Annotated in this window: 21 protein-coding genes; all 21 read right to left on the bottom strand. The window is 62.4% G+C overall.

Annotation, left to right across the window (positions count from 1 at the left end):
* Nucleotides 1-6: 6 nt before the first annotated feature.
* A complete protein-coding gene (gene rplE / locus AAGA11_04080) occupies nt 7-546 on the bottom strand; it encodes a 50S ribosomal protein L5 (GenBank protein MEM9602014.1) in 540 nt (179 codons plus the stop codon).
* A gap of 10 nt (nt 547-556) precedes the next feature.
* Nucleotides 557-874 (bottom strand): 50S ribosomal protein L24, encoded by a 318-nt coding sequence (rplX, locus tag AAGA11_04075; GenBank protein ID MEM9602013.1) that lies wholly within the window; start codon nt 872-874, stop codon nt 557-559.
* Between the two features lie 10 nt (nt 875-884).
* Nucleotides 885-1253 carry a 50S ribosomal protein L14 gene (rplN, locus tag AAGA11_04070; protein MEM9602012.1) on the bottom strand — a complete coding sequence of 123 codons (369 nt, stop codon included), beginning with the start codon at nt 1251-1253 and terminating at the stop codon, nt 885-887.
* 10 nt (nt 1254-1263) lie between these two features.
* Nucleotides 1264-1533: a 30S ribosomal protein S17 gene (gene rpsQ / locus AAGA11_04065; GenBank protein ID MEM9602011.1), complete on the bottom strand. Its 270-nt coding sequence runs from the start codon at nt 1531-1533 to the stop codon at nt 1264-1266.
* The gene (gene rpmC / locus AAGA11_04060; protein ID MEM9602010.1) at nt 1530-1730 is read right to left on the bottom strand and encodes a 50S ribosomal protein L29; all 201 of its coding nucleotides are present in this window, start codon (nt 1728-1730) and stop codon (nt 1530-1532) included. Before rpmC ends, rpsQ begins: the two co-directional genes overlap by 4 nt.
* On the bottom strand, nt 1730-2143 hold the full coding sequence (rplP, locus tag AAGA11_04055) for a 50S ribosomal protein L16 (protein ID MEM9602009.1): 414 nt from the start codon (nt 2141-2143) through the stop codon (nt 1730-1732). Before rplP ends, rpmC begins: the two co-directional genes overlap by 1 nt.
* Nucleotides 2144-2155: 12 nt before the next feature.
* Complete coding sequence (gene rpsC / locus AAGA11_04050; protein ID MEM9602008.1) at nt 2156-2845, bottom strand: 30S ribosomal protein S3; 690 nt, start codon at nt 2843-2845, stop codon at nt 2156-2158.
* 7 nt (nt 2846-2852) lie between these two features.
* A complete protein-coding gene (gene rplV, locus AAGA11_04045; GenBank protein MEM9602007.1) occupies nt 2853-3185 on the bottom strand; it encodes a 50S ribosomal protein L22 in 333 nt (110 codons plus the stop codon).
* Nucleotides 3186-3190: 5 nt separating this feature from the next.
* A complete protein-coding gene (gene rpsS / locus AAGA11_04040; protein ID MEM9602006.1) occupies nt 3191-3463 on the bottom strand; it encodes a 30S ribosomal protein S19 in 273 nt (90 codons plus the stop codon).
* An 11-nt stretch (nt 3464-3474) separates the two neighbouring features.
* Nucleotides 3475-4302, bottom strand: a complete 828-nt coding sequence (gene rplB, locus AAGA11_04035; protein ID MEM9602005.1) for a 50S ribosomal protein L2 — start codon at nt 4300-4302, stop codon at nt 3475-3477.
* 2 nt (nt 4303-4304) lie between these two features.
* Entirely contained in the window at nt 4305-4607 is a 303-nt protein-coding gene (gene rplW, locus AAGA11_04030) for a 50S ribosomal protein L23 (GenBank protein MEM9602004.1), read from the bottom strand.
* The gene (rplD, locus tag AAGA11_04025; GenBank protein ID MEM9602003.1) at nt 4604-5209 is read right to left on the bottom strand and encodes a 50S ribosomal protein L4; all 606 of its coding nucleotides are present in this window, start codon (nt 5207-5209) and stop codon (nt 4604-4606) included. Before rplD ends, rplW begins: the two co-directional genes overlap by 4 nt.
* A 12-nt stretch (nt 5210-5221) precedes the next feature.
* On the bottom strand, nt 5222-5872 hold the full coding sequence (gene rplC, locus AAGA11_04020; protein ID MEM9602002.1) for a 50S ribosomal protein L3: 651 nt from the start codon (nt 5870-5872) through the stop codon (nt 5222-5224).
* A gap of 202 nt (nt 5873-6074) precedes the next feature.
* Nucleotides 6075-6386, bottom strand: a complete 312-nt coding sequence (gene rpsJ, locus AAGA11_04015) for a 30S ribosomal protein S10 (protein ID MEM9602001.1) — start codon at nt 6384-6386, stop codon at nt 6075-6077.
* 15 nt (nt 6387-6401) lie between these two features.
* Nucleotides 6402-7592, bottom strand: a complete 1191-nt coding sequence (tuf, locus tag AAGA11_04010) for an elongation factor Tu (protein ID MEM9602000.1) — start codon at nt 7590-7592, stop codon at nt 6402-6404.
* A 77-nt stretch (nt 7593-7669) separates the two neighbouring features.
* Nucleotides 7670-9757, bottom strand: a complete 2088-nt coding sequence (gene fusA, locus AAGA11_04005) for an elongation factor G (GenBank protein MEM9601999.1) — start codon at nt 9755-9757, stop codon at nt 7670-7672.
* A 27-nt stretch (nt 9758-9784) separates the two neighbouring features.
* Nucleotides 9785-10255: a 30S ribosomal protein S7 gene (rpsG, locus tag AAGA11_04000; protein MEM9601998.1), complete on the bottom strand. Its 471-nt coding sequence runs from the start codon at nt 10253-10255 to the stop codon at nt 9785-9787.
* Between the two features lie 10 nt (nt 10256-10265).
* Entirely contained in the window at nt 10266-10640 is a 375-nt protein-coding gene (rpsL, locus tag AAGA11_03995) for a 30S ribosomal protein S12 (GenBank protein ID MEM9601997.1), read from the bottom strand.
* A 159-nt stretch (nt 10641-10799) separates the two neighbouring features.
* Nucleotides 10800-15065 (bottom strand): DNA-directed RNA polymerase subunit beta', encoded by a 4266-nt coding sequence (gene rpoC / locus AAGA11_03990; protein ID MEM9601996.1) that lies wholly within the window; start codon nt 15063-15065, stop codon nt 10800-10802.
* Entirely contained in the window at nt 15065-19153 is a 4089-nt protein-coding gene (rpoB, locus tag AAGA11_03985; GenBank protein ID MEM9601995.1) for a DNA-directed RNA polymerase subunit beta, read from the bottom strand. The genes rpoC and rpoB overlap by 1 nt, the downstream gene beginning before the upstream one ends.
* A 180-nt stretch (nt 19154-19333) precedes the next feature.
* On the bottom strand, nt 19334-19717 hold the full coding sequence (rplL, locus tag AAGA11_03980) for a 50S ribosomal protein L7/L12 (protein ID MEM9601994.1): 384 nt from the start codon (nt 19715-19717) through the stop codon (nt 19334-19336).
* Nucleotides 19718-19721 lie beyond the last annotated feature (4 nt).

The raw sequence follows: 19721 nt of genomic DNA, 5'->3' as shown, positions 1-19721 counted from the left end.
GTACTCTTACTGCCGGAACGGGAAGTTGAAGCCGCGCAACAAGCTGCGCGCTTCGTCGTCGTTCTGGGCGGAGGTGGTGATCGTGATGTCCATGCCACGAATGGCGTCGATCTTGTCGTAGTCGATCTCGGGGAAGATGATCTGCTCTTTCACACCCATGGAGTAGTTGCCACGGCCGTCAAAGGATTTCGCGTTCAGCCCCCGGAAGTCACGGATCCGCGGTATCGCCACGTTGACCAGGCGATCCAGGAATTCGTACATGCGCTCGCGGCGCAGCGTGACCTTGACGCCGATCGCCATGCCGTCGCGGATCTTGAAGCCGGCGATGGATTTGCGGGCGTAGGTGATCACGCCGCGCTGACCGGTGATCTGAGCGAGGTCGGACAGCGCCGAGTCGCAGATCTTGCGGTCTGCCACCGCCTGGCCGAGCCCCATGTTGATGCTGATCTTCTCGATCCGCGGAATCTGCATGCTGCTCTTGTACGCAAACTCCGACATCAGCGATGGCGCAATGGTCTCTTTGTAAACTTGCTGTAGACGTGCCATTGTCAGTGTCTCAGGAATCGATCTGCGCGCCGTTCGACTTGAACACGCGTACTTTCTTGCCGTCATCGAGCGTCTTGATGCCAACGCGATCGCCCTTGCCGGCTTCGCTGTTCCACACCTTCACGTTGGACGCCTGAATCGGGGCCTCTTGCTCGACTATGCCGCCAGGCACACCCGCCATCGGGTTGGGCTTGGTGTGCTTCTTGACCATGTTGACGCCGTCGACGATCAAACGGCCGTCCGCACGCACGGTTCTGACCGTGCCGCGTCGGCCCTTGTCACGGCCGGTCGTCACAATGACTTCATCGCCGGAGCGAACCTTGTTCATCTTGTGTTCCTCAGAGCACTTCTGGGGCGAGCGAGATGATCTTCATGAACTTCTCGCTGCGAAGCTCGCGCGTGACCGGCCCGAAGATACGGGTGCCGATCGGCTCGAGCTTGTTGTTCAAAATCACGGCGGCGTTGCCGTCGAAGCGGATCAGCGAGCCGTCAGGCCGACGCACACCGTGGCGCGTGCGCACCACCAGCGCGTTGTACACCTCACCCTTCTTGACCTTGCCCCGCGGGATCGCGTCCTTGACGCTGACCTTGATGATGTCCCCGATGCCGGCGTAGCGGCGGTGCGACCCGCCGAGCACCTTGATGCACTGGACGCGACGGGCACCGCTGTTGTCCGCTGCGGAGAGCACTGACTGCATTTGAATCACGGCGACGTCCTCAGCGTTCGGTGGAGGCTTCTACAACGCGCAGAAGCTTCCAGGTTTTGGTCTTGGACAAGGGGCGACACTCTTCAACCTGCACGGTGTCGCCGACGCGGCAGGTGTTGTCCTCGTCGTGGCAATGCAGCTTGTTCGAGCGGCGGACGAACTTCCCGTACAACGGGTGCTTGACCTTGCGCTCGACCATCACGGTGATCGACTTGTCCATTTTGTCGCTGACCACGATGCCGATGGCCGTGCGACGCAGTGACGTGTTTTCGGCACTCATGCCTGCTCACCTTGTTGTTTTTCCCGGATCACGGTCTTGACCCGAGCAATGTTGCGACGCGCCTGCTGCCAGATGTGCGGGCGGACTGTCTGGCCGCTGCCGCGCTGCATGCGCAGGTTGAACTGCTCCTTGCGCAGCTCGACCAGCTCGGCCTCGAGCTCGTCGACGGATTTTTCGCGAAGTTCAGTGGCGTTCATCACATCACCGTCCGGGCAACAAAGGTGGTCTTGACAGGCAGCTTGGCCGACGCCAGGCGAAAGGCTTCGCGTGCGACGTCTTCGGCCACGCCTTCCATCTCGTACAACATGGTCCCGGGTTGCACTTTCGCGACCCAGTACTCGACGTTGCCCTTGCCCTTGCCCATGCGGACTTCGATCGGCTTCTTGGAGATTGGCGTGTCGGGAAAGACACGGATCCAGATCTTGCCACCCCGTTTGATGTGACGGGTCATCGCGCGACGCGCCGCCTCGATCTGGCGCGCAGTGATGCGGCCGCGGTCTGCCGATTTCAAGCCGAACTCGCCGAAGCTGACCTTGTTGCCCGCTTGTGCGAGACCGCGGTTGCGGCCCTTGAACATCTTGCGGAATTTTGTGCGTTTTGGTTGCAGCATGATGTGTACGCCTTACTTGCGGCCCGCCGACGTTTCCGCCGCCACGGCCGCACGCTTCTGTTCGAGATCGAAGACCTCGCCCTTGCAGATCCACACCTTGACACCGATGATGCCGTAGGTGGTTTTCGCTTCTGCGGTGCCGTAATCGATGTCTGCACGCAGGGTGTGCAGCGGCACACGCCCGTCGTGGTACCACTCGCGACGCGCGATCTCCGCGCCGTTCAGGCGTCCGGACACCGCGACCTTCACGCCCTGGGCGCCGAGTCGCATGGTGTTGCCGATCACGCGCTTCATCGCGCGGCGGAACATCACGCGGCGCTCGAGCTGTTGTGCGACGCCCTCTGCGACCAGCTTCGCGTCGAGCTCGGGCTTGCGAATCTCGGCGATGTTGACCTTCACGTTGTTGACGTTCAGACCCAACAGCGGCGCCACTTCCTGCCGCAGCTTCTCGATGTCCGCACCCTGGCGGCCGATGACGATGCCGGGGCGCGCCGTGTGGATCACGATCTGCGCGGAGCGCGCCGGACGGTTGATCTGAATGCGGCTCACGGACGCGTGGGCGAGCTTCTTGAGCAGGAACTCGCGCACGGCGAGGTCGTTGTTCAGGTAGTTCGCGTAGTCACGCTTGTCGGCGTACCAGGTTGAATTCCAGTCCGCCGAAATGCCGAGGCGGATACCTACCGGATGTACTTTCTGTCCCATAGCTCTCTCAGCCCTCGGCCACTTCGATGGTGATGTGGCTGGTCCGTTTCAGGATGCGGTTAGCCCGACCCTTGGCCCGCGGGCGAATTCGTTTCATGGTCGGGCCCTCGTCGATCATCACGCGTGACACGTGCAATTCGTCGACGTCGGCACCCTCGTTGTGTTCCGCGTTGGAGATCGCGGACTCCAACATCTTCTTCAGCGTCACAGCGGCTTTCTTGTTGCTGAACTGCAGCAACTGGAGCGCCTTGGCAACGTGCAGGCCGCGGATCTGATCCGCCACCAGGCGCGCCTTCTGAGCCGAAATGCGGACATGGTGTTGTCTGGCGGTCGCTTGCATCGTCCCTACCTCGACTTCTTGTCCGCGACGTGGCCCTTGAAGGTCCGCGTCAGCGCAAATTCGCCGAGCTTCTGCCCGACCATGTTCTCGTTGATCAACACCGGCACGTGCTGGCGCCCGTTGTGCACGGCGATGGTCAACCCGACCATGTCAGGCACGATCATCGAACGGCGCGACCAGGTCTTGATGGGCTTGCGACTGTTGGCCTCGCGCGCGGCGTCCACCTTGGCTTGGAGGTGGTGGTCGACGAAAGGGCCTTTCTTGAGTGAACGTGGCATGGGTGCTCGTCCTACTTCTTGTTGCGGCGACGCACAATCAAGTGGTCGGTGCGTTTGTTGTGACGGGTTTTGTAGCCTTTGGTCGGCACACCCCAGGGCGTGACCGGGTGACGGCCGCCCGACGTTCGACCCTCACCACCACCGTGCGGGTGATCAACCGGGTTCATGACCACACCGCGTACGGTCGGGCGAACGCCGCGCCAGCGCTTGGCGCCGGCCTTGCCGAGCTTGCGCAGCGAGTGTTCGCCGTTGCTGACAACCCCGACGGTGGCACGGCACTCGGACGGCACCTTGCGCATCTCGCCCGAGCGCAGCCGCAGCGTGACGTGTGCACCCTCGCGCGCGACGATCTGCACCGAGGCTCCGGCGCTGCGGGCCATCTGCGCGCCCTTGCCGGGGCGAAGTTCGACGCAGTGGACCACGGTACCCACCGGGATGTTCGAGAGCGGCAAGGCGCTGCCGGGCTTGATCGGCGCATCGCGCCCCGACCGGATCGGCGCACCGGCCTTCACGCCGTTGGGCGCGATGATGTACCGGCGCTCGCCGTCGGCGTAGAGCACCAGAGCGATGTGCGCGCTGCGGTTCGGGTCGTACTCAACGCGCTCGACACGGCCGTCAATGCCGTCCTTGTTGCGCTTGAAGTCGATGATCCGGTACCGCTGCTTGTGCCCACCGCCAATGTGGCGGGTGGTGATCCGGCCGGCGTTGTTGCGCCCACCGGACTTGGTCTTCTTCTCGACCAACGCTTCGTGCGGCCGGCCCTTGTGCAGGGACCGGTCGACGATCTGGACCACACCACGGCGTCCAGCGGAAGTCGGTTTAGCTTTGACGATTGCCACGGTTAGCTGCCCTCGAATGCGGTCATGTCGATGTCATGGCCGTCCGCCAGCCTGACAACGGCCTTTTTCCAGTCACTGCGCTTGCCGAGCCGTTGCCCGTGGCGCTTGACCTTGCCCTTGACAGCCTGGATCTGGACAGAGCTGACCTTGACACTGAACAACTGCTCGACGGCCCGCTTGACCTCGAGCTTGTTGGCATCGGTTGCCACCCTGAAGGTGTGACGTGCATTGAGCTCGGCATCCACAGTGGCCTTCTCAGACACATGCGGTCCCAGCAACACCTGGTAAAGACGCTCGGCATTCATGAGAAGCGCTCCTCGAGCTGCTTGACCGCGGCAGAGGTCACGATCACCTTCTCGTGCCCGACCAGGCTGACCGGGTCGATGTGGAAGACGTCGGTCGCCTGCACGTACGGCAGGTTGCGCGACGCGAGGTCGACCTTCTCGTCGTAGCCTTCGAGCACGATCAGGCAGTCGCTGACCGACATGCCCTTGAGCTTCTCGTTGAGCATTTTGGTCTTCGGTGCATCGAGACCGAAGGACTCGACCACAATCAACCGCTCCTGGCGCACCAGTTCGGACAGAATGGCCCGCATTGCACCGCGGTACATCTTCTTGTTGAGCTTCTGTTCGAAGCTGCGCGGGCGCGCAGCGAAGGTCACACCACCGCTGCGCCAGATCGGCGAACGGCTTGTGCCGGCGCGTGCACGGCCAGTGCCCTTCTGCCGCCAGGGCTTGGCACCGCCACCGCTGACATCGGACCGCGTTTTCTGCGCCTTGGTGCCCGCACGACCGCCCGCCTGGTAGGCGACGACAGCCTGGTGCACCAACGACTCGTTGAAATCGCGCGCGAACACGGCGTCGGCTGCTTCCACAGACCCGTCACCGTCAAAGAATTTAAGCTCCACGTCGACCCCCAACTACGCTTTGGCTTTGACGGCCGGCGTGACGAAGACGTCACCACGCTTGCCGCCAGGGACTGCACCGCGCACGAGCAGCAGGTTGCGCTCTGCGTCGACACGCACAATCCGGAGGTTTTGAACGGTGACGCGCTCGTCACCCATGTGACCGGCCATTTTCTTGCCCTTGAACACGCGTCCGGGCGTTTGGTTCTGACCGATTGAGCCGGGCGCGCGGTGTGACAGCGAGTTGCCGTGCGTCGCGTCCTGCATGCTGAAGTTGTGGCGCTTGACGCCACCCTGGAAGCCCTTGCCCTTTGAGGTGCCAGCGACGTCAACCGTCTGACCGTCCTCGAACAAGCTCACGGTGAGCTCCCCGCCGGCGGCGATGCCGGCCTGCTCGAGCGCCTCGGCACTCGCGCGGAACTCCCACAAGCCGCGACCGGCTCCGGTACCGACCTTGGCGAAATGACCCGCCTCGGGCTTGGTCAATCGAGACGCTTTGCGCTCCCCGACGGTGACCTGGTAGGCGGAGTAGCCATCGACCTCTTCCGTGCGAACCAGCGTGACGCGGTTCGGGTCGACTTCGATGACTGTCACGGGCTCAGACACGCCGTCTTCGGTAAAGACACGCGTCATCCCGGCCTTTCGACCGACAAGTCCAATAGACATGATTTTCCTCTATTCACCTCACCGATTGCGATTGACCGGCGATGACTGAAGCAGGTAAAAAAAGCTGGCCCGGCTGAGTAACTCAACCGGGCCAACTGAGCTGCGCAGTATAGCAGTCGATTTCAGCCGGTGACAACTGCTGGACCGCAATTGCCGGCGAAAAGCCCTAAAGACTTCCCGCAACCGGCCGCTACCCCGCCGCCTAGGTGAGCTTGATCTGCACGTCCACGCCCGCGGCGAGGTCGAGCTTCATCAGTGCATCAACGGTTTTGTCGGTCGGGTCGACGATGTCCATCAGGCGCTTGTGCGTGCGGATCTCGTACTGGTCACGTGCGTCCTTGTTGACGTGCGGGGACGTCAGAACGGTGTACCGCTCCTTCTTGGTCGGCAGCGGAATCGGGCCGAGAATGCGGGCGCCGGTGCGCTTGGCCGTCTCGACGATTTCACGCGTCGACTTGTCGATCAGCTTGTGGTCGAAACCCTTGAGCCGGATGCGGATAACCTGGTTTTGCATTGCAGACATAGTGTTTTACTCGAAAATTTTAGCGACGACGCCAGCACCCACGGTGCGGCCACCTTCGCGGATCGCAAAGCGAAGTCCGTCTTCCATCGCAATCGGCGCAATCAGCTCGACCGACACCTTCACGTTGTCGCCCGGCATCACCATCTCGGTGCCCTCTGGCAACTCCACCGCACCGGTCACGTCGGTCGTGCGGAAGTAGAACTGCGGACGGTACCCGTTGAAGAACGGCGTGTGACGGCCACCCTCGTCCTTGCCCAGCACGTACACTTCGGCTTCGAACTTGGTGTGCGGCGTGATCGTGCCCACGTGGCACAGCACCTGACCACGCTCCACTTCGTCACGCTTCGTGCCGCGCAGCAGCACGCCAACGTTGTCGCCCGCCTCGCCCTGGTCGAGCAGCTTGCGGAACATCTCAACGCCCGTGACCGTGGTCTTCTGCGTCTCCTTGATACCGACGATCTCGACCTCTTCACCGACCTTCACCAGACCACGCTCAACGCGGCCCGTGACCACCGTACCGCGGCCCGAAATCGAGAACACGTCCTCGATCGGCAGCAGGAACGGCTTGTCGACCGGACGCTCCGGCTGCGGAATGTAGGTGTCCAGTGCTTCGATCAGCTTCGCGATCGCCTCGCCACCCAGCGCACCCTCGTCGCCCTCGAGCGCCTTCAGCGCCGAACCCGTCACGATCGGCGTGTCGTCGCCCGGAAACTCGTAGGTGTCCAGCAGCTCGCGGATCTCCATCTCGACGAGCTCAAGCAGCTCCTCGTCGTCGACCATGTCCGCCTTGTTCAGAAACACCACGATGTACGGCACACCCACCTGGCGAGCCAACAGAATGTGCTCGCGCGTCTGCGGCATCGGGCCGTCCGCCGCTGAACACACCAGAATCGCGCCGTCCATCTGCGCCGCTCCCGTGATCATGTTCTTCACATAGTCGGCGTGACCCGGGCAGTCAACGTGCGCGTAGTGACGCGACTCGGACTCGTACTCCACGTGCGAGGTCGCAATCGTGATGCCGCGCGCCTTCTCTTCCGGCGCGTTGTCGATCTGGTCAAACGCACGCTGCTCGCCGCCAAACTTCTTGCCCTGTACCACCGTCAACGCCGCCGTCAGCGTCGTCTTGCCGTGGTCAACGTGGCCTATCGTGCCCACGTTTACGTGCGGCTTCGTGCGTTCGAATTTTTCCTTTGACACTGTGATGTCCTCTCAAAAAAACGGTCAGATCCTGCGGTGCGCCGCCGGGTCGGTGTGCCGCCCGGGTGCGCGGTTGTTCATCGGTGCGACAACGCGTCCACCACGTTCTTGGGCGCCTCGGCGTAACGCGCGAATTCCATGCTGTACGAAGCCCGCCCCTGCGTCGCCGAGCGCAGGTCGGTCGCGTACCCGAACATCTCCGCCAGCGGCACTTCGGCGGCCACCTGCTTGCTGCCCGACGGTGAGTCGGTCATGCCGGACACCAGCCCGCGCCGACGGTTCAGGTCGCCGATAACGTCGCCCATGTACGCTTCGGGCGTCTCGACTTCGACTGCCATGACCGGCTCGAGCAGCTTCGGCGACGCCTGCTCGACGCCGTCGCGAAACCCCATCGACCCGGCAATCTTGAATGCCATCTCGCTCGAATCGACGTCGTGGTAGGACCCGTCGAACAAGGTGACCTTGACGTCGACCACCGGGAAGCCCAGCAACACGCCGCTTTGCATCTGCTCCTGTACCCCGCGGTCGACGGCGGGGATGTACTCCTTGGGCACGACACCGCCGGTAATCGCGTTCTCGAAGGCGTAGCCCTCGCCTGCCGCTTGCGGTTCGAGACGTAACCACACGTGGCCGAACTGCCCGCGCCCGCCGGTCTGCCGCACGAACTTGCCTTCGACTTCGGTCTGCTGACCGATCGTCTCGCGGTAGGCCACCTGCGGTTTGCCCACGGACGCATCGACGTTGAACTCGCGCTTCATGCGGTCGACCAGGATTTCCAGGTGCAATTCGCCCATCCCGGAGATGATCGTCTGCCCCGATTCCTCGTCCGTGTGCACCCGAAACGACGGGTCTTCCTGCGCCAGACGCCCGAGCGCGACCGCCATCTTGTCCTGGTCGGCCTGCGACTTCGGCTCAACGGCGACGGAGATCACCGGCTCGGGAAACTCCATGCGCTCGAGCACGATCTTCTTGTCCATCGCGCAGAGCGTTTCGCCGGTGGTCACGTCTTTCAACCCGACCGCCGCGGCGATGTCCCCCGCCCGCACTTCCTTGATTTCTTCACGCGAACTCGCGTGCATCTGCAACAGCCGACCGATGCGCTCGCGCTTGCCCTTGACCGAATTGAAAACGGCATCGCCGGACTTCAGCACGCCCGAATAGACCCGCATGAAGGTCAGCGAACCGACGAACGGGTCGGTTGCGATCTTGAAGGCCAGCGCGGCAAAGGGCGCATCGTCGTCCGCGGGACGCTCGTCTTCGGTGTCGTCGACCAGACCGCGGATCGGAGGCACGTCGAGCGGCGACGGCATCAGGTCGATGACCCGGTCGAGCAGCGTCTGAACGCCCTTGTTCTTGAACGCGGTGCCGCAGGTGACCGGCACGATGTCGAGGTTCAGGGTGCGAAGGCGCAAGCCCTCGATGATGTCCTCGGCACCGAGGTCGCCGTCCTCGAGGTATTTCTCGGTCAGCGCCTCGCTGCCGTCGGCGGCGGCTTCGACCATGCGCTCGCGCCAGAGTCCGCAGACGTCGCTGAGGTGATCCGGCACAGGGCCGGTGGCGAACTGCGCGCCCATGTCCTCGTCGGACCAGGTGTAGGCCGTCATCGTGATCAGGTCGACCACACCGACGAAATCGTCCTCTTCACCGATCGGCCACTGCACCGGCACCGGGTTGGCACCGAGGCGCTGCGTCAGGCTGTCGACCACGTACTCGTAGTTCGCGCCGACGCGGTCCATCTTGTTGACGAAGGCCATGCGCGGCACGCCGTACTTGTTGGCCTGCCGCCAGACGGTCTCGGACTGCGGCTGCACGCCGTCGACCGACGAGAGCACAAAGACCGCGCCGTCGAGCACGCGCAACGAGCGCTCGACTTCGATGGTGAAGTCGACGTGCCCTGGCGTGTCGATGATGTTGATGCGGTGCTGGTCGAACTGCTGCGCCGACCCGGTCCAGAAGCAGGTGGTTGCCGCGGACGTTATCGTGATCCCGCGTTCCTGCTCCTGCTCCATCCAGTCCATCGTGGCAGCGCCATCGTGGACTTCACCGATCTTGTGGTTGACGCCCGTGTAGAACAGAATCCGCTCGGTCGTCGTGGTCTTGCCCGCGTCGATGTGCGCCATGATGCCGATGTTTCGGTAGCGCTCAATGGGTGTGCTGCGGGACAAGACAAGATTCCAGACTGCGCGCCAACGCTACCAGCGGTAGTGGGCAAACGCCTTGTTGGCCTCGGCCATGCGGTGCGTGTCTTCACGCTTTTTCGCCGCAGCGCCGCGGTTCTCGGTGGCATCGAACAGCTCGCCTGCCAGCTTCTGGGTCATGGACTTCTCGCCGCGCTTGCGCGCCGCGTCGATGATCCAGCGCATGGCCAGAGTGTTACGGCGCACGGGACGCACTTCGACGGGCACCTGGTAGGTCGCACCGCCGACACGGCGAGACTTCACCTCGACCGCCGGGCTGACGTTATCCAGCGCAGCGCCCATCAGCTCGACCGGGTCGCCCTTGCCTTTCTCGGCGAGGATGTCGAGTGCGCCGTAGAGGATGCCCTCGGCGACCGACTTCTTGCCGCTCTTCATGATCATGTTCACGAATTTCGCCACTTTCAGATCACCGAACTTCGGGTCCGGCAGGATGGCGCGCTGCTGACTTTCTCTTCTGCGTGACATGGCAGATACCTCAGGACTTGGGTCGCTTGGTGCCGTACTTGGAACGGCCTTGCTTGCGGGAATCCACGCCCTGGGTATCGAGCGCGCCGCGCACGGTGTGGTATCGCACTCCCGGCAAGTCCTTGACACGGCCGCCACGGATCAGCACGACCGAGTGCTCCTGGAGGTTGTGGCCCTCACCACCGATGTAGGAGGTCACCTCGAAGCCGTTGGTCAGCCGCACGCGCGCGACCTTCCGCATCGCCGAGTTGGGCTTCTTCGGCGTGGTGGTGTAGACGCGAGTGCAGACGCCCCGCTTCTGGGGGCAAGCCTCCAGCGCCGGTACGTTGCTCTTCTCGACCTTGCTCTTGCGCGGCTTGCGCACGAGCTGATTGATTGTGGCCATATGCTATCCGTTGGTATTCCAGCCGGGGACGCCGCGTGGCGTCACGGCACTTGTCTCCGGGCAAATCAAAAGCAGGCCGTGTTAACACGGCCCGCGAAAACCCGCAATTTTAGGGTTCTGGCGCAATCAGTGTCAACTGAATGCGCCAAAACCCGTCGATCACGACTCGTTGGCCGGCAATGACGAGCCGTCCGCAGACGACTCCGCTGCCGTGACAACGTCGACGGGCGCCTCGGCGGCCGCCTGGTTGTCCACTTCCTCGAACATCGACTGCAGCTCGGACAGGTCGACGTCAACGTCCCGCGCCGGCGCGTTCTTGCGCATGCGCTGGTACGCCTGACCGGTGCCGGCCGGGATCAGCCGTCCGACGATCACGTTCTCCTTCAACCCGCGCAGGTTGTCACGCAGGCCACGCACCGACGCGTCGGTCAACACCCGGGTCGTCTCCTGGAACGAGGCTGCCGAGATGAAGGAATCGGTCACGAGTGACGCCTTGGTGATACCGAGCAGGTTGCGCTCGTAGCGCACCGGCAGCTTGCCGTCCGTCTCGAGCTGGTCGTTCAGATCGCGCACACGCGAAATGTCGACCTGCTCACCGGGCAGCAGGGTGGAATCGCCCGAATCCGTGACTTCGACCTTGCGCAGCATCTGGCGAATGATCACCTCGATGTGCTTGTCGTTGATGCCCACACCCTGCAGGCGGTAGACGTCCTGGATTTCCTTGACGAGGTAGGCAGCCAATTCGCTGACACCGAGCAGGCGCAGGATATCGTGCGGGTTGTGCTCACCGTCGACCACAACTTCGCCCTTCTCGACGTGCTCACCCTCGAACACGTTGACCTGACGCCATTTGGGAATCAGTTCCTCGTAGCGTTCACCGTCTTCCATGGTGATCACGAGGCGCTGCTTGCCCTTGGTCTCCTTGCCGAACGACACCGTGCCGGTCACTTCGGCGAGGATCGCCGGCTCCTTCGGGCGACGTGCCTCGAAGAGATCCGCCACCCGCGGCAGACCGCCGGTGATGTCACGGGTCTTCGAGGACTCCTGCGGCAGACGGGCGACGACGTCACCGATGGCGACCTCGGCTCCGTCCTCGAGCTGAATCAAAGCGCCGGCTGGCAGGTAATAGTGCGCCGGCAGGTCGGTGCCGCTGTAGTTGAGGTCTTCGCCGTTCTCGTCGACCAGGCGCACCATCGGGCGCAGGTCCTTGCCCGCACTGCTGCGTTGCTTCGGGTCGCGGATGACGATCGAGCTGACACCGGTGTACTCGTCGGTTTCGCGGTCGATGGTCACACCGTCGACGAAATCGATGAAACGCACGCGGCCCGCCACCTCGGTGATGATCGGGTGGGTGTGCGGGTCCCAGTTGGCAACAGCCTGGCCGGCCGTGACGGCTTCGCCGTCCTTCGCCGCCAGCACCGCACCGTAGGGCACACGGTAGCGCTCGCGCACACGCCCGCTGTCGTCGAGGACACTGAGTTCGCCGGAGCGTGACACCGCCACTTCCTGGTCGTGCTTGTTGGTGATCAGCTTGATGTTGGACAGGCGCGCCGTACCCGCCGACTTGACGTCGATCGAGCTGGCCGCCGCCGACCGGCTCGCGGCCCCCCCGATGTGGAAGGTGCGCATGGTCAGCTGGGTGCCGGGCTCACCGATGGACTGGGCCGCGATGACCCCGATCGCCTCGCCCGCGTTGATCTGGTCGCCCCGCGCCAGGTCACGCCCGTAACACATGGCGCACACGCCGTAGCGGGTCTTGCAGGTGATCGGCGAGCGCACGGTCACCTCGTCGACGCCCGACTCCTCGAGCAGGTCGACGAGTTTCTCGTCCAGCAACGTGCCGGCTTCGAGCAGGACCTCGTCCGTGCTCGTGTCGATGATGTCGAGCGCAGTGACCCGTCCGAGCACCCGCTCACGCAGTGGCTCGACAACGTCACCGCCTTCGATGATCGGGCGCATGACCAGGCCGTCCTTGGTGCCGCAATCGACTTCGTTGACTACGACGTCCTGTGCGACGTCGACCAGGCGACGCGTGAGGTACCCGGAGTTGGCGGTTTTCAGCGCCGTGTCCGCCAGGCCCTTGCGGGCACCGTGGGTCGAGACGAAGTACTGCAGGACGTTCAGGCCCTCGCGGAAGTTGGCCGTGATCGGTGTCTCGATGATCGAGCCGTCCGGCTTGGCCATCAGACCGCGCATCCCCGCCAGCTGGCGGATCTGGGCAGCACTGCCTCGGGCGCCCGAGTCGGCCATCATGAAGATCGCGTTGAAGGACGCTTGTTCGGCGTCGTTGCCGTCTTTGTCCTGCACCGTCTCGGAGCCGAGCTCGGCCATCATGGACTGGGCGACCTTTTCGTTCGCCGCCGACCAGATGTCGATGACCTTGTTGTACCGCTCACCGGCCGTGACCAGTCCTTGCGCGTACTGAGACTCGATCTCCTTCACCTCGTCTTCGGCCGAATCGATGATCGGCTTCTTGGCTTCGGGGATGACCATGTCTTCGATGCCGATCGACATGCCGGCCTGCGTCGCCTGACGGAAGCCGAGGTACATGAGCTGGTCCGCGAAGACCACGGTGTCCTTGAGGCCACAGTTGCGGTAGCAGGTGTTCACGAGACGCGAGATGTTCTTCTTCGTGAGGTCACAGTCCACCAGGCTGAACGGCATGCGCTCGGGCAGGAGCTCCGACAGCATTGCACGGCCCACCGTGGTTTCGACCCGGCGGATGCTGGAGGTGAACTCGCCCGTTTCCTCGTCGAGCTCGCTGTCGCGTACCCGCACGGTGACTTTCGCACCCAGCCCGACGTGCTTGCTCTCGTAGGCGCGGCGGCATTCGGACACGTCCGCGAAGCGGCTGCCCTCGCCTTTCGCGCCGATCTTTTCGCGCGTCATGTTGTAGAGGCCGAGGACGATGTCCTGCGACGGCACGATGATCGGCTCGCCGTTGGCCGGAGAAAGCACGTTGTTGGTCGCCATCATCAGCGCGCGGGCTTCGAGCTGCGCCTCGATCGACAACGGTACGTGAACCGCCATCTGGTCACCGTCGAAGTCGGCGTTGAACGCCGCGCAGACGAGCGGGTGCAGCTGGATCGCCTTGCCCTCGATCAGCACCGGCTCGAACGCCTGGATGCCGAGGCGGTGCAGGGTCGGCGCGCGGTTGAGCATGACCGGGTGTTCACGGATCACCTCTTCGAGGATGTCCCAGACCTCCGGCCCCTCGCGCTCAACCAGTTTCTTCGAGGCCTTGATGGTGGCGGCGAGACCGCGCATCTGCAGCTTCGAGAAAATGAACGGCTTGAAGAGCTCGAGCGCCATTTTCTTCGGCAGGCCACACTGGTGCAGGCGCAGGGTCGGGCCGACCACGATGACCGAGCGGCCCGAGTAATCGACGCGCTTGCCAAGCAGGTTCTGACGAAAGCGGCCCTGCTTGCCCTTGATCATGTCGGCGAGCGACTTCAGCGGACGCTTGTTCGTGCCCGTGATCGCGCGGCCGCGACGACCGTTATCGAGTAGCGCGTCGACTGACTCCTGCAGCATGCGCTTTTCGTTCCGCACAATGATGTCCGGCGCGTTCAGCTCCAGCAGCCGACGCAGACGGTTGTTACGGTTGATCACGCGACGATACAGATCGTTCAGATCCGAGGTAGCGAAGCGGCCACCGTCGAGCGGCACCAGCGGACGCAGGTCCGGCGGCAGAACCGGCAGCACGGTCAGCACCATCCACTCGGGCTTGTTGCCCGACTCGATGAACGACTCGAGCAGCTTGAGTCGCTTGGACAGGCGTTTGATCTTGGTCTCGGAGCGCGTGGCGCCGATGTCTTCACGTACCTGCAGCACTTCGCGCTGCAGATCGATCGTCATCAGCATCTCGCGCACGGCCTCGGCGCCCATGCGGGCATCGAACTCGTCGCCATACTGCTCGATGGCTTCGAGGTACATCTCATCGGTCAGCAGCTGGCCCCGCTCCAGCGGCGTCATACCCGGATCGACGACCACGAAAGCCTCGAAGTAGAGCACGCGCTCGATCTCGCGCAGGGTCATGTCGAGCATCAGACCAATTCGGCTGGGCAGCGACTTCAGGAACCAGATGTGCGCAACCGGGCTGGCCAGTTCGATGTGCGCCATGCGCTCGCGGCGGACCTTCGTCTGCGTGACTTCGACACCGCACTTCTCGCAAACGACGCCGCGATGCTTCAGACGCTTGTACTTGCCGCACAGGCACTCATAGTCCTTGATCGGACCGAAGATTTTGGCGCAGAACAACCCGTCGCGTTCTGGCTTGAACGTCCGGTAGTTGATCGTCTCCGGCTTCTTCACCTCACCGAACGACCACGACCGGATCATGTCCGGCGACGCAAGCCCGATCCGGATCGCGTCGAAGTCGTCTACGGTGTTCTGGTATTTGAATAGCTTCAGAAGATCTTTCATTAGTCTGTTTCCAGTTCGATGTTGATACCCAGAGAGCGAATCTCTTTGACCAATACGTTGAAAGATTCAGGCATGCCTGCATCCATTTCGTGCTCGCCGTCCACGATGTTCTTGTACATCTTGGTGCGGCCCTGCACGTCGTCGGACTTGACGGTCAGCATCTCCTGCAGGGTGTAGGACGCGCCGTAGGCTTCGAGAGCCCAGACCTCCATCTCCCCGAATCGCTGGCCGCCGAACTGCGCCTTGCCGCCCAGCGGCTGCTGGGTGACCAGGCTGTACGGCCCGGTGGAACGTGCGTGCATCTTGTCATCGACGAGATGATTGAGCTTCAGCATGTACATGTAGCCAACGGTGGTCTCGCGTGCGAACTTGTCGCCCGTGCGGCCATCCGTCAGTCGCATCTGCCCCGTATCACCGTAGTCCGCCAGTTTCAGCAGGTTCTTGATTTCTGCTTCCGTGGCGCCGTCGAACACCGGCGTCGCAGTGGGCAGGCCGTTGACCAGGTTGCCGGCGAGTTCATGCACTTCCGCATCCGACAGGGAACGAATGTCCTCTTCGCGCCCGCCGGTCGTGTTGTACACGTCGGACAGGAAACCCCGGATCTTGGTCGTCGACTCCTGCGCCTTGAGCATCGAATTGATCTTCAGTCCGATACCCTTTGCTGCCATGCCGAGGTGCGTTTCGAGCACCTGACCGATGTTCATGCGCGACGGCACGCCCAGCGGGTTGAGCACGATGTCGACCGGCGTACCGTCGTCGAGGTACGGCATGTCCTCAACCGGCACGATCGTCGAGATCACACCCTTATTACCGTGACGGCCGGCCATCTTGTCACCCGGCTGAATACGCCGTTTGACGGCCAGATAAACCTTCACCATCTTGAGTACGCCCGGCGCCAGATCGTCGCCGGCGGTGATTTTGGCTTTCTTCTCATCGTAACGACGGTCGAACTCATCCCGCTGCGACTTCAGACGCTCGGACGCGCGCTCGAGCTGCTCGTTCGCCTCATCGTTCTTCAGGCGAATTTCGAACCACTTCTCTCGCGGCACCTCAGCAAGGTAGGCAGCCGTTACCTTGCTGCCGGACTTGAGCTTGTTCGGGCCGCCCTGGGCAACCTTGCCCAGCAACATACGCTCCATTCGCTCGTAGATATCCTCTTCGAGAATTCGCAGCGTGTCGTCGAGGTCCTTGCGGACGCTCTCGAGCTCGGCACGCTCGATCGACAGTGCACGTGCATCCTTTTCGACGCCGTCGCGGGTGAATACCCTGACATCGATGACAGTGCCGTCCATACCAGGCGGTACGCGCAGGCTGGTGTCTTTCACGTCCGAGGCTTTCTCGCCGAAGATCGCGCGCAGGAGTTTTTCCTCAGGCGTCAGCTGGGTCTCGCCCTTTGGCGTGACCTTGCCGACCAGGATATCGCCAGCGTTGACCTCAGCACCAATAAACGCGATACCGGACTCGTCGAGCTTAGCGAGCGCGGCGTCGCCGACGTTTGGAATGTCGGAGGTGATGTCTTCGCTACCGAGCTTGGTATCGCGCGCGACGCAGGACAACTCTTCGATATGAATTGTGGTGAAGCGGTCTTCCTGGACGACACGCTCGGAGATCAGGATCGAGTCCTCAAAGTTGTAGCCGTTCCAGGGCATGAACGCGACGAGCAGGTTCTGGCCGAGTGCCAGCTCGCCCATGTTCGTCGACGGACCGTCAGCGAGTACGTCATCCTTGGCAATCATGTCACCCTCGTTCACCAGCGGCCGCTGGTTGATGCAGGTGTTCTGATTGGAGCGTGTGTACTTCGTCAGGTTGTAGATATCGACACCCGACTCCGAAGCATCGGTCTCGTCGTCGTTGACGCGAACCACAATGCGGGATGCGTCGACCGAGTCGATCCGACCACCACGCTTGGCGACGACCGTCACACCCGAGTCCACAGCAACCGCACGCTCGATACCGGTACCGACCAGCGGCGCCTCTGCGCGCAGCGTCGGTACAGCCTGGCGCTGCATGTTCGAGCCCATCAAAGCACGGTTGGCGTCGTCGTGCTCCAGGAACGGAATCAGCGCTGCGGCAACCGAGACGATTTGGCGCGGCGAGACGTCCATGTAGTCGATAGCGTCCGGCGCGCTGAGCGTAAACTCGTTCTTGTGGCGAACGGACACGAGCTCTTCGGTGAACTTGCCGTTCTTGTCGAGCTCGGAGTTCGCCTGGGCGATGATGAAGTTCGCCTCCTCAATCGCCGACAGATAGACGATCTCGCTGGTCGCCTTGCTGTTGGACACCTTGCGGTAGGGCGTCTCCAGAAAACCGTACTCGTTCGTTCGCGCGTACACGGCGAGCGAGTTGATCAGGCCGATATTCGGGCCTTCCGGCGTCTCGATCGGGCAAACACGGCCGTAATGCGTCGGATGAACGTCGCGCACCTCGAATCCCGCGCGTTCACGCGTCAGGCCGCCCGGCCCGAGTGCCGAGACGCGGCGTTTGTGCGTGACTTCCGATAGCGGGTTGTTCTGGTCCATGAACTGCGAAAGCTGGCTCGAACCAAAGAACTCCTTGACGGCTGCGGCAACCGGCTTCGCATTGATCATTTCCTGCGGCATCAAACCTTCGGTTTCGGCCTGCGTAAGGCGCTCCTTCACCGCGCGCTCAACACGGACTAGACCGACGCGGAAAGCGTTCTCAGCCATCTCGCCGACGCTGCGAATACGGCGATTGCCGAGGTGATCGATGTCATCCACGGTGCCGTTACCGTTGCGAATGTCGACGAGCGTTTTCAGCACGTCCAGGATGTCGTCGTTGTCCAGCACGCCCGAACCCTCGGAGGTGTCTCGACCGACTCGACGATTGAACTTCATGCGCCCAACGGACGAAAGGTCGTAACGCTCATCGTTGAAGAACAGATTCTGGAACAGGTTCTCGGCCGCTTCCTTCGTCGGCGGCTCGCCCGGGCGCATCATTCGATAGATTTCAACGAGTGCCTCAAGGCGTGTCGTCGACGGATCGATGCGCAAGGTATTTGAAATGTACGGGCCCCGATCCAGGTCGTTAACGTATAGCGTACGGATGTGCTCGACGCCCTTCTCTATCAGCGCCGCGACCAGTTCTTCGGTCAGTTCGTCATTGGCAGCGGCAATGAGCTCGCCGGTCTCGGTGTCGACGACGTCGTGCGCCAGCACTTTGCCGACGAGGTATTCCTGCGGCACGACCAGCTTGTCGACCGTCGACTTCTCCATGTCACGAACGTGCTTGGCCGTGATGCGGCGGCCTTCCTCGACGATGACCTTGCGGCCGAGCTTGATGTCGAAGATCGCTGATTCACCGCGCAGGCGTTCCGGCACGAGGCCCATTTTGATGTCCTTGTCGGACAGGAAGAACTCGTTGGTGTCGAAGAAGATATCGAGCATCTCTTCGTTCGACATACCGAGGGCACGCATGATGATCGTCACCGGCAGTTTGCGCCGCCGGTCGATGCGGGCGAACACGCAATCCTTCGGATCGAACTCGAAATCGAGCCACGAGCCGCGATACGGAATGATGCGAGCTGAGAACAAGAGCTTGCCGGAAGAGTGCGTTTTGCCTTTATCGTGGTCGAAGAACACACCCGGAGACCGGTGCAGTTGCGACACAATGACGCGCTCCGTGCCATTGATCACGAACGTGCCGTGGTCGGTCATCAGCGGCATTTCGCCGAGATAAACCTCCTGCTCCCGAATATCCTTGACGGGCTTCGGCGTGCCACTCGCCTCCTTGTCATAGATGACCAGGCGGACCTTTACGCGAATCGGTGCTGCGTAAGTCAGGCCGCGCATCTGGCATTCCTTGACGTCGAAAACCGGGTCTCCAAGGCGGTAGCTCACATATTCGAGGGCCGCATTACCGGAATAGCTGACGATCGGGAACACGGACTTGAACGCCGCGTGCAGCCCAATCTCCTCCCGGTTTTCCTCGGCATCGCTCTCGGGACCGACCTGCAGAAACTTCTCGTAGGAGTCGAGCTGAATCGACAGCAGATACGGAACATCAAGAATCGTCGGCCGCTTGCCGAAATTCTTACGAATTCGCTTTTTCTCAGTGAATGAATACGCCATTCGAGATAACCCTCGTTAGTTGCGGTAGCCGGTTGGCAGCGCCTGGGCGCCGGTTACCGCGGATCCATGTGCGAGCCTTGCTTGCCGGTTCTCCCGGCAACAGAACGCAAGAAAGCAGACCGGGAAGCTCGCCCTCCCGGCCTGCTCTTTAACACTGCGAGCTGGCAGCACGCGAGTCGACTACTTGAGCTCGACTTCGGCGCCAGCTTCTTCGAGCTGCTTCTTGAACTCTTCTGCCTCGTCCTTGGATGCGGCTTCCTTGATCGTCGACGGCGCACCCTCGACGGCATCCTTGGCTTCCTTAAGACCGAGACCGGTGATGCCGCGCACAGCTTTAATGACAGCAACTTTGTTGCCGCCAAAGCTCTTAAGTACGACGTCGAACTCGTCTTTCTCTTCGGCAGCGTCCGCAGCCTCACCGCCGGCAGCGCCAGCAGCGGCTACTGCAACGGGTGCCGCAGCAGAAACGCCCCACTCTTCCTCGAGCATCTTTACGAGCTCGACAACTTCCATGATGGGCTTTGCGCTCAGTTCTTTGAGCAGATCTTCGTTTGACATTGCCATTTCG

The sequence above is a fragment of the Pseudomonadota bacterium genome (assembly GCA_039196715.1).
In the GTDB taxonomy this organism is placed as follows: domain Bacteria; phylum Pseudomonadota; class Gammaproteobacteria; order CALCKW01; family CALCKW01; genus CALCKW01.
The sequence above is the reverse complement of the archived record's forward strand: the minus strand, read 5'-3'. Positions and strand labels throughout refer to the sequence as shown.

Coding starts and splice junctions, on each gene's coding strand:
- rplL (MEM9601994.1), bottom strand. CDS start 19,717: ATGGCAATGTCAAACGAAGATCTGCTCAAAGAACTGAGCGCAAAGCCC.
- rpoB (MEM9601995.1), bottom strand. CDS start 19,153: ATGGCGTATTCATTCACTGAGAAAAAGCGAATTCGTAAGAATTTCGGC.
- rpmC (MEM9602010.1), bottom strand. CDS start 1,730: ATGAACGCCACTGAACTTCGCGAAAAATCCGTCGACGAGCTCGAGGCC.
- rpsC (MEM9602008.1), bottom strand. CDS start 2,845: ATGGGACAGAAAGTACATCCGGTAGGTATCCGCCTCGGCATTTCGGCG.
- rpsL (MEM9601997.1), bottom strand. CDS start 10,640: ATGGCCACAATCAATCAGCTCGTGCGCAAGCCGCGCAAGAGCAAGGTC.
- rpsJ (MEM9602001.1), bottom strand. CDS start 6,386: ATGCAAAACCAGGTTATCCGCATCCGGCTCAAGGGTTTCGACCACAAG.
- rpsQ (MEM9602011.1), bottom strand. CDS start 1,533: ATGAGTGCCGAAAACACGTCACTGCGTCGCACGGCCATCGGCATCGTG.
- rplP (MEM9602009.1), bottom strand. CDS start 2,143: ATGCTGCAACCAAAACGCACAAAATTCCGCAAGATGTTCAAGGGCCGC.
- rplC (MEM9602002.1), bottom strand. CDS start 5,872: ATGTCTATTGGACTTGTCGGTCGAAAGGCCGGGATGACGCGTGTCTTT.
- rplW (MEM9602004.1), bottom strand. CDS start 4,607: ATGAATGCCGAGCGTCTTTACCAGGTGTTGCTGGGACCGCATGTGTCT.
- rplE (MEM9602014.1), bottom strand. CDS start 546: ATGGCACGTCTACAGCAAGTTTACAAAGAGACCATTGCGCCATCGCTG.
- rplX (MEM9602013.1), bottom strand. CDS start 874: ATGAACAAGGTTCGCTCCGGCGATGAAGTCATTGTGACGACCGGCCGT.
- rplV (MEM9602007.1), bottom strand. CDS start 3,185: ATGCAAGCGACCGCCAGACAACACCATGTCCGCATTTCGGCTCAGAAG.
- rpoC (MEM9601996.1), bottom strand. CDS start 15,065: ATGAAAGATCTTCTGAAGCTATTCAAATACCAGAACACCGTAGACGAC.
- rpsS (MEM9602006.1), bottom strand. CDS start 3,463: ATGCCACGTTCACTCAAGAAAGGCCCTTTCGTCGACCACCACCTCCAA.
- rpsG (MEM9601998.1), bottom strand. CDS start 10,255: ATGTCACGCAGAAGAGAAAGTCAGCAGCGCGCCATCCTGCCGGACCCG.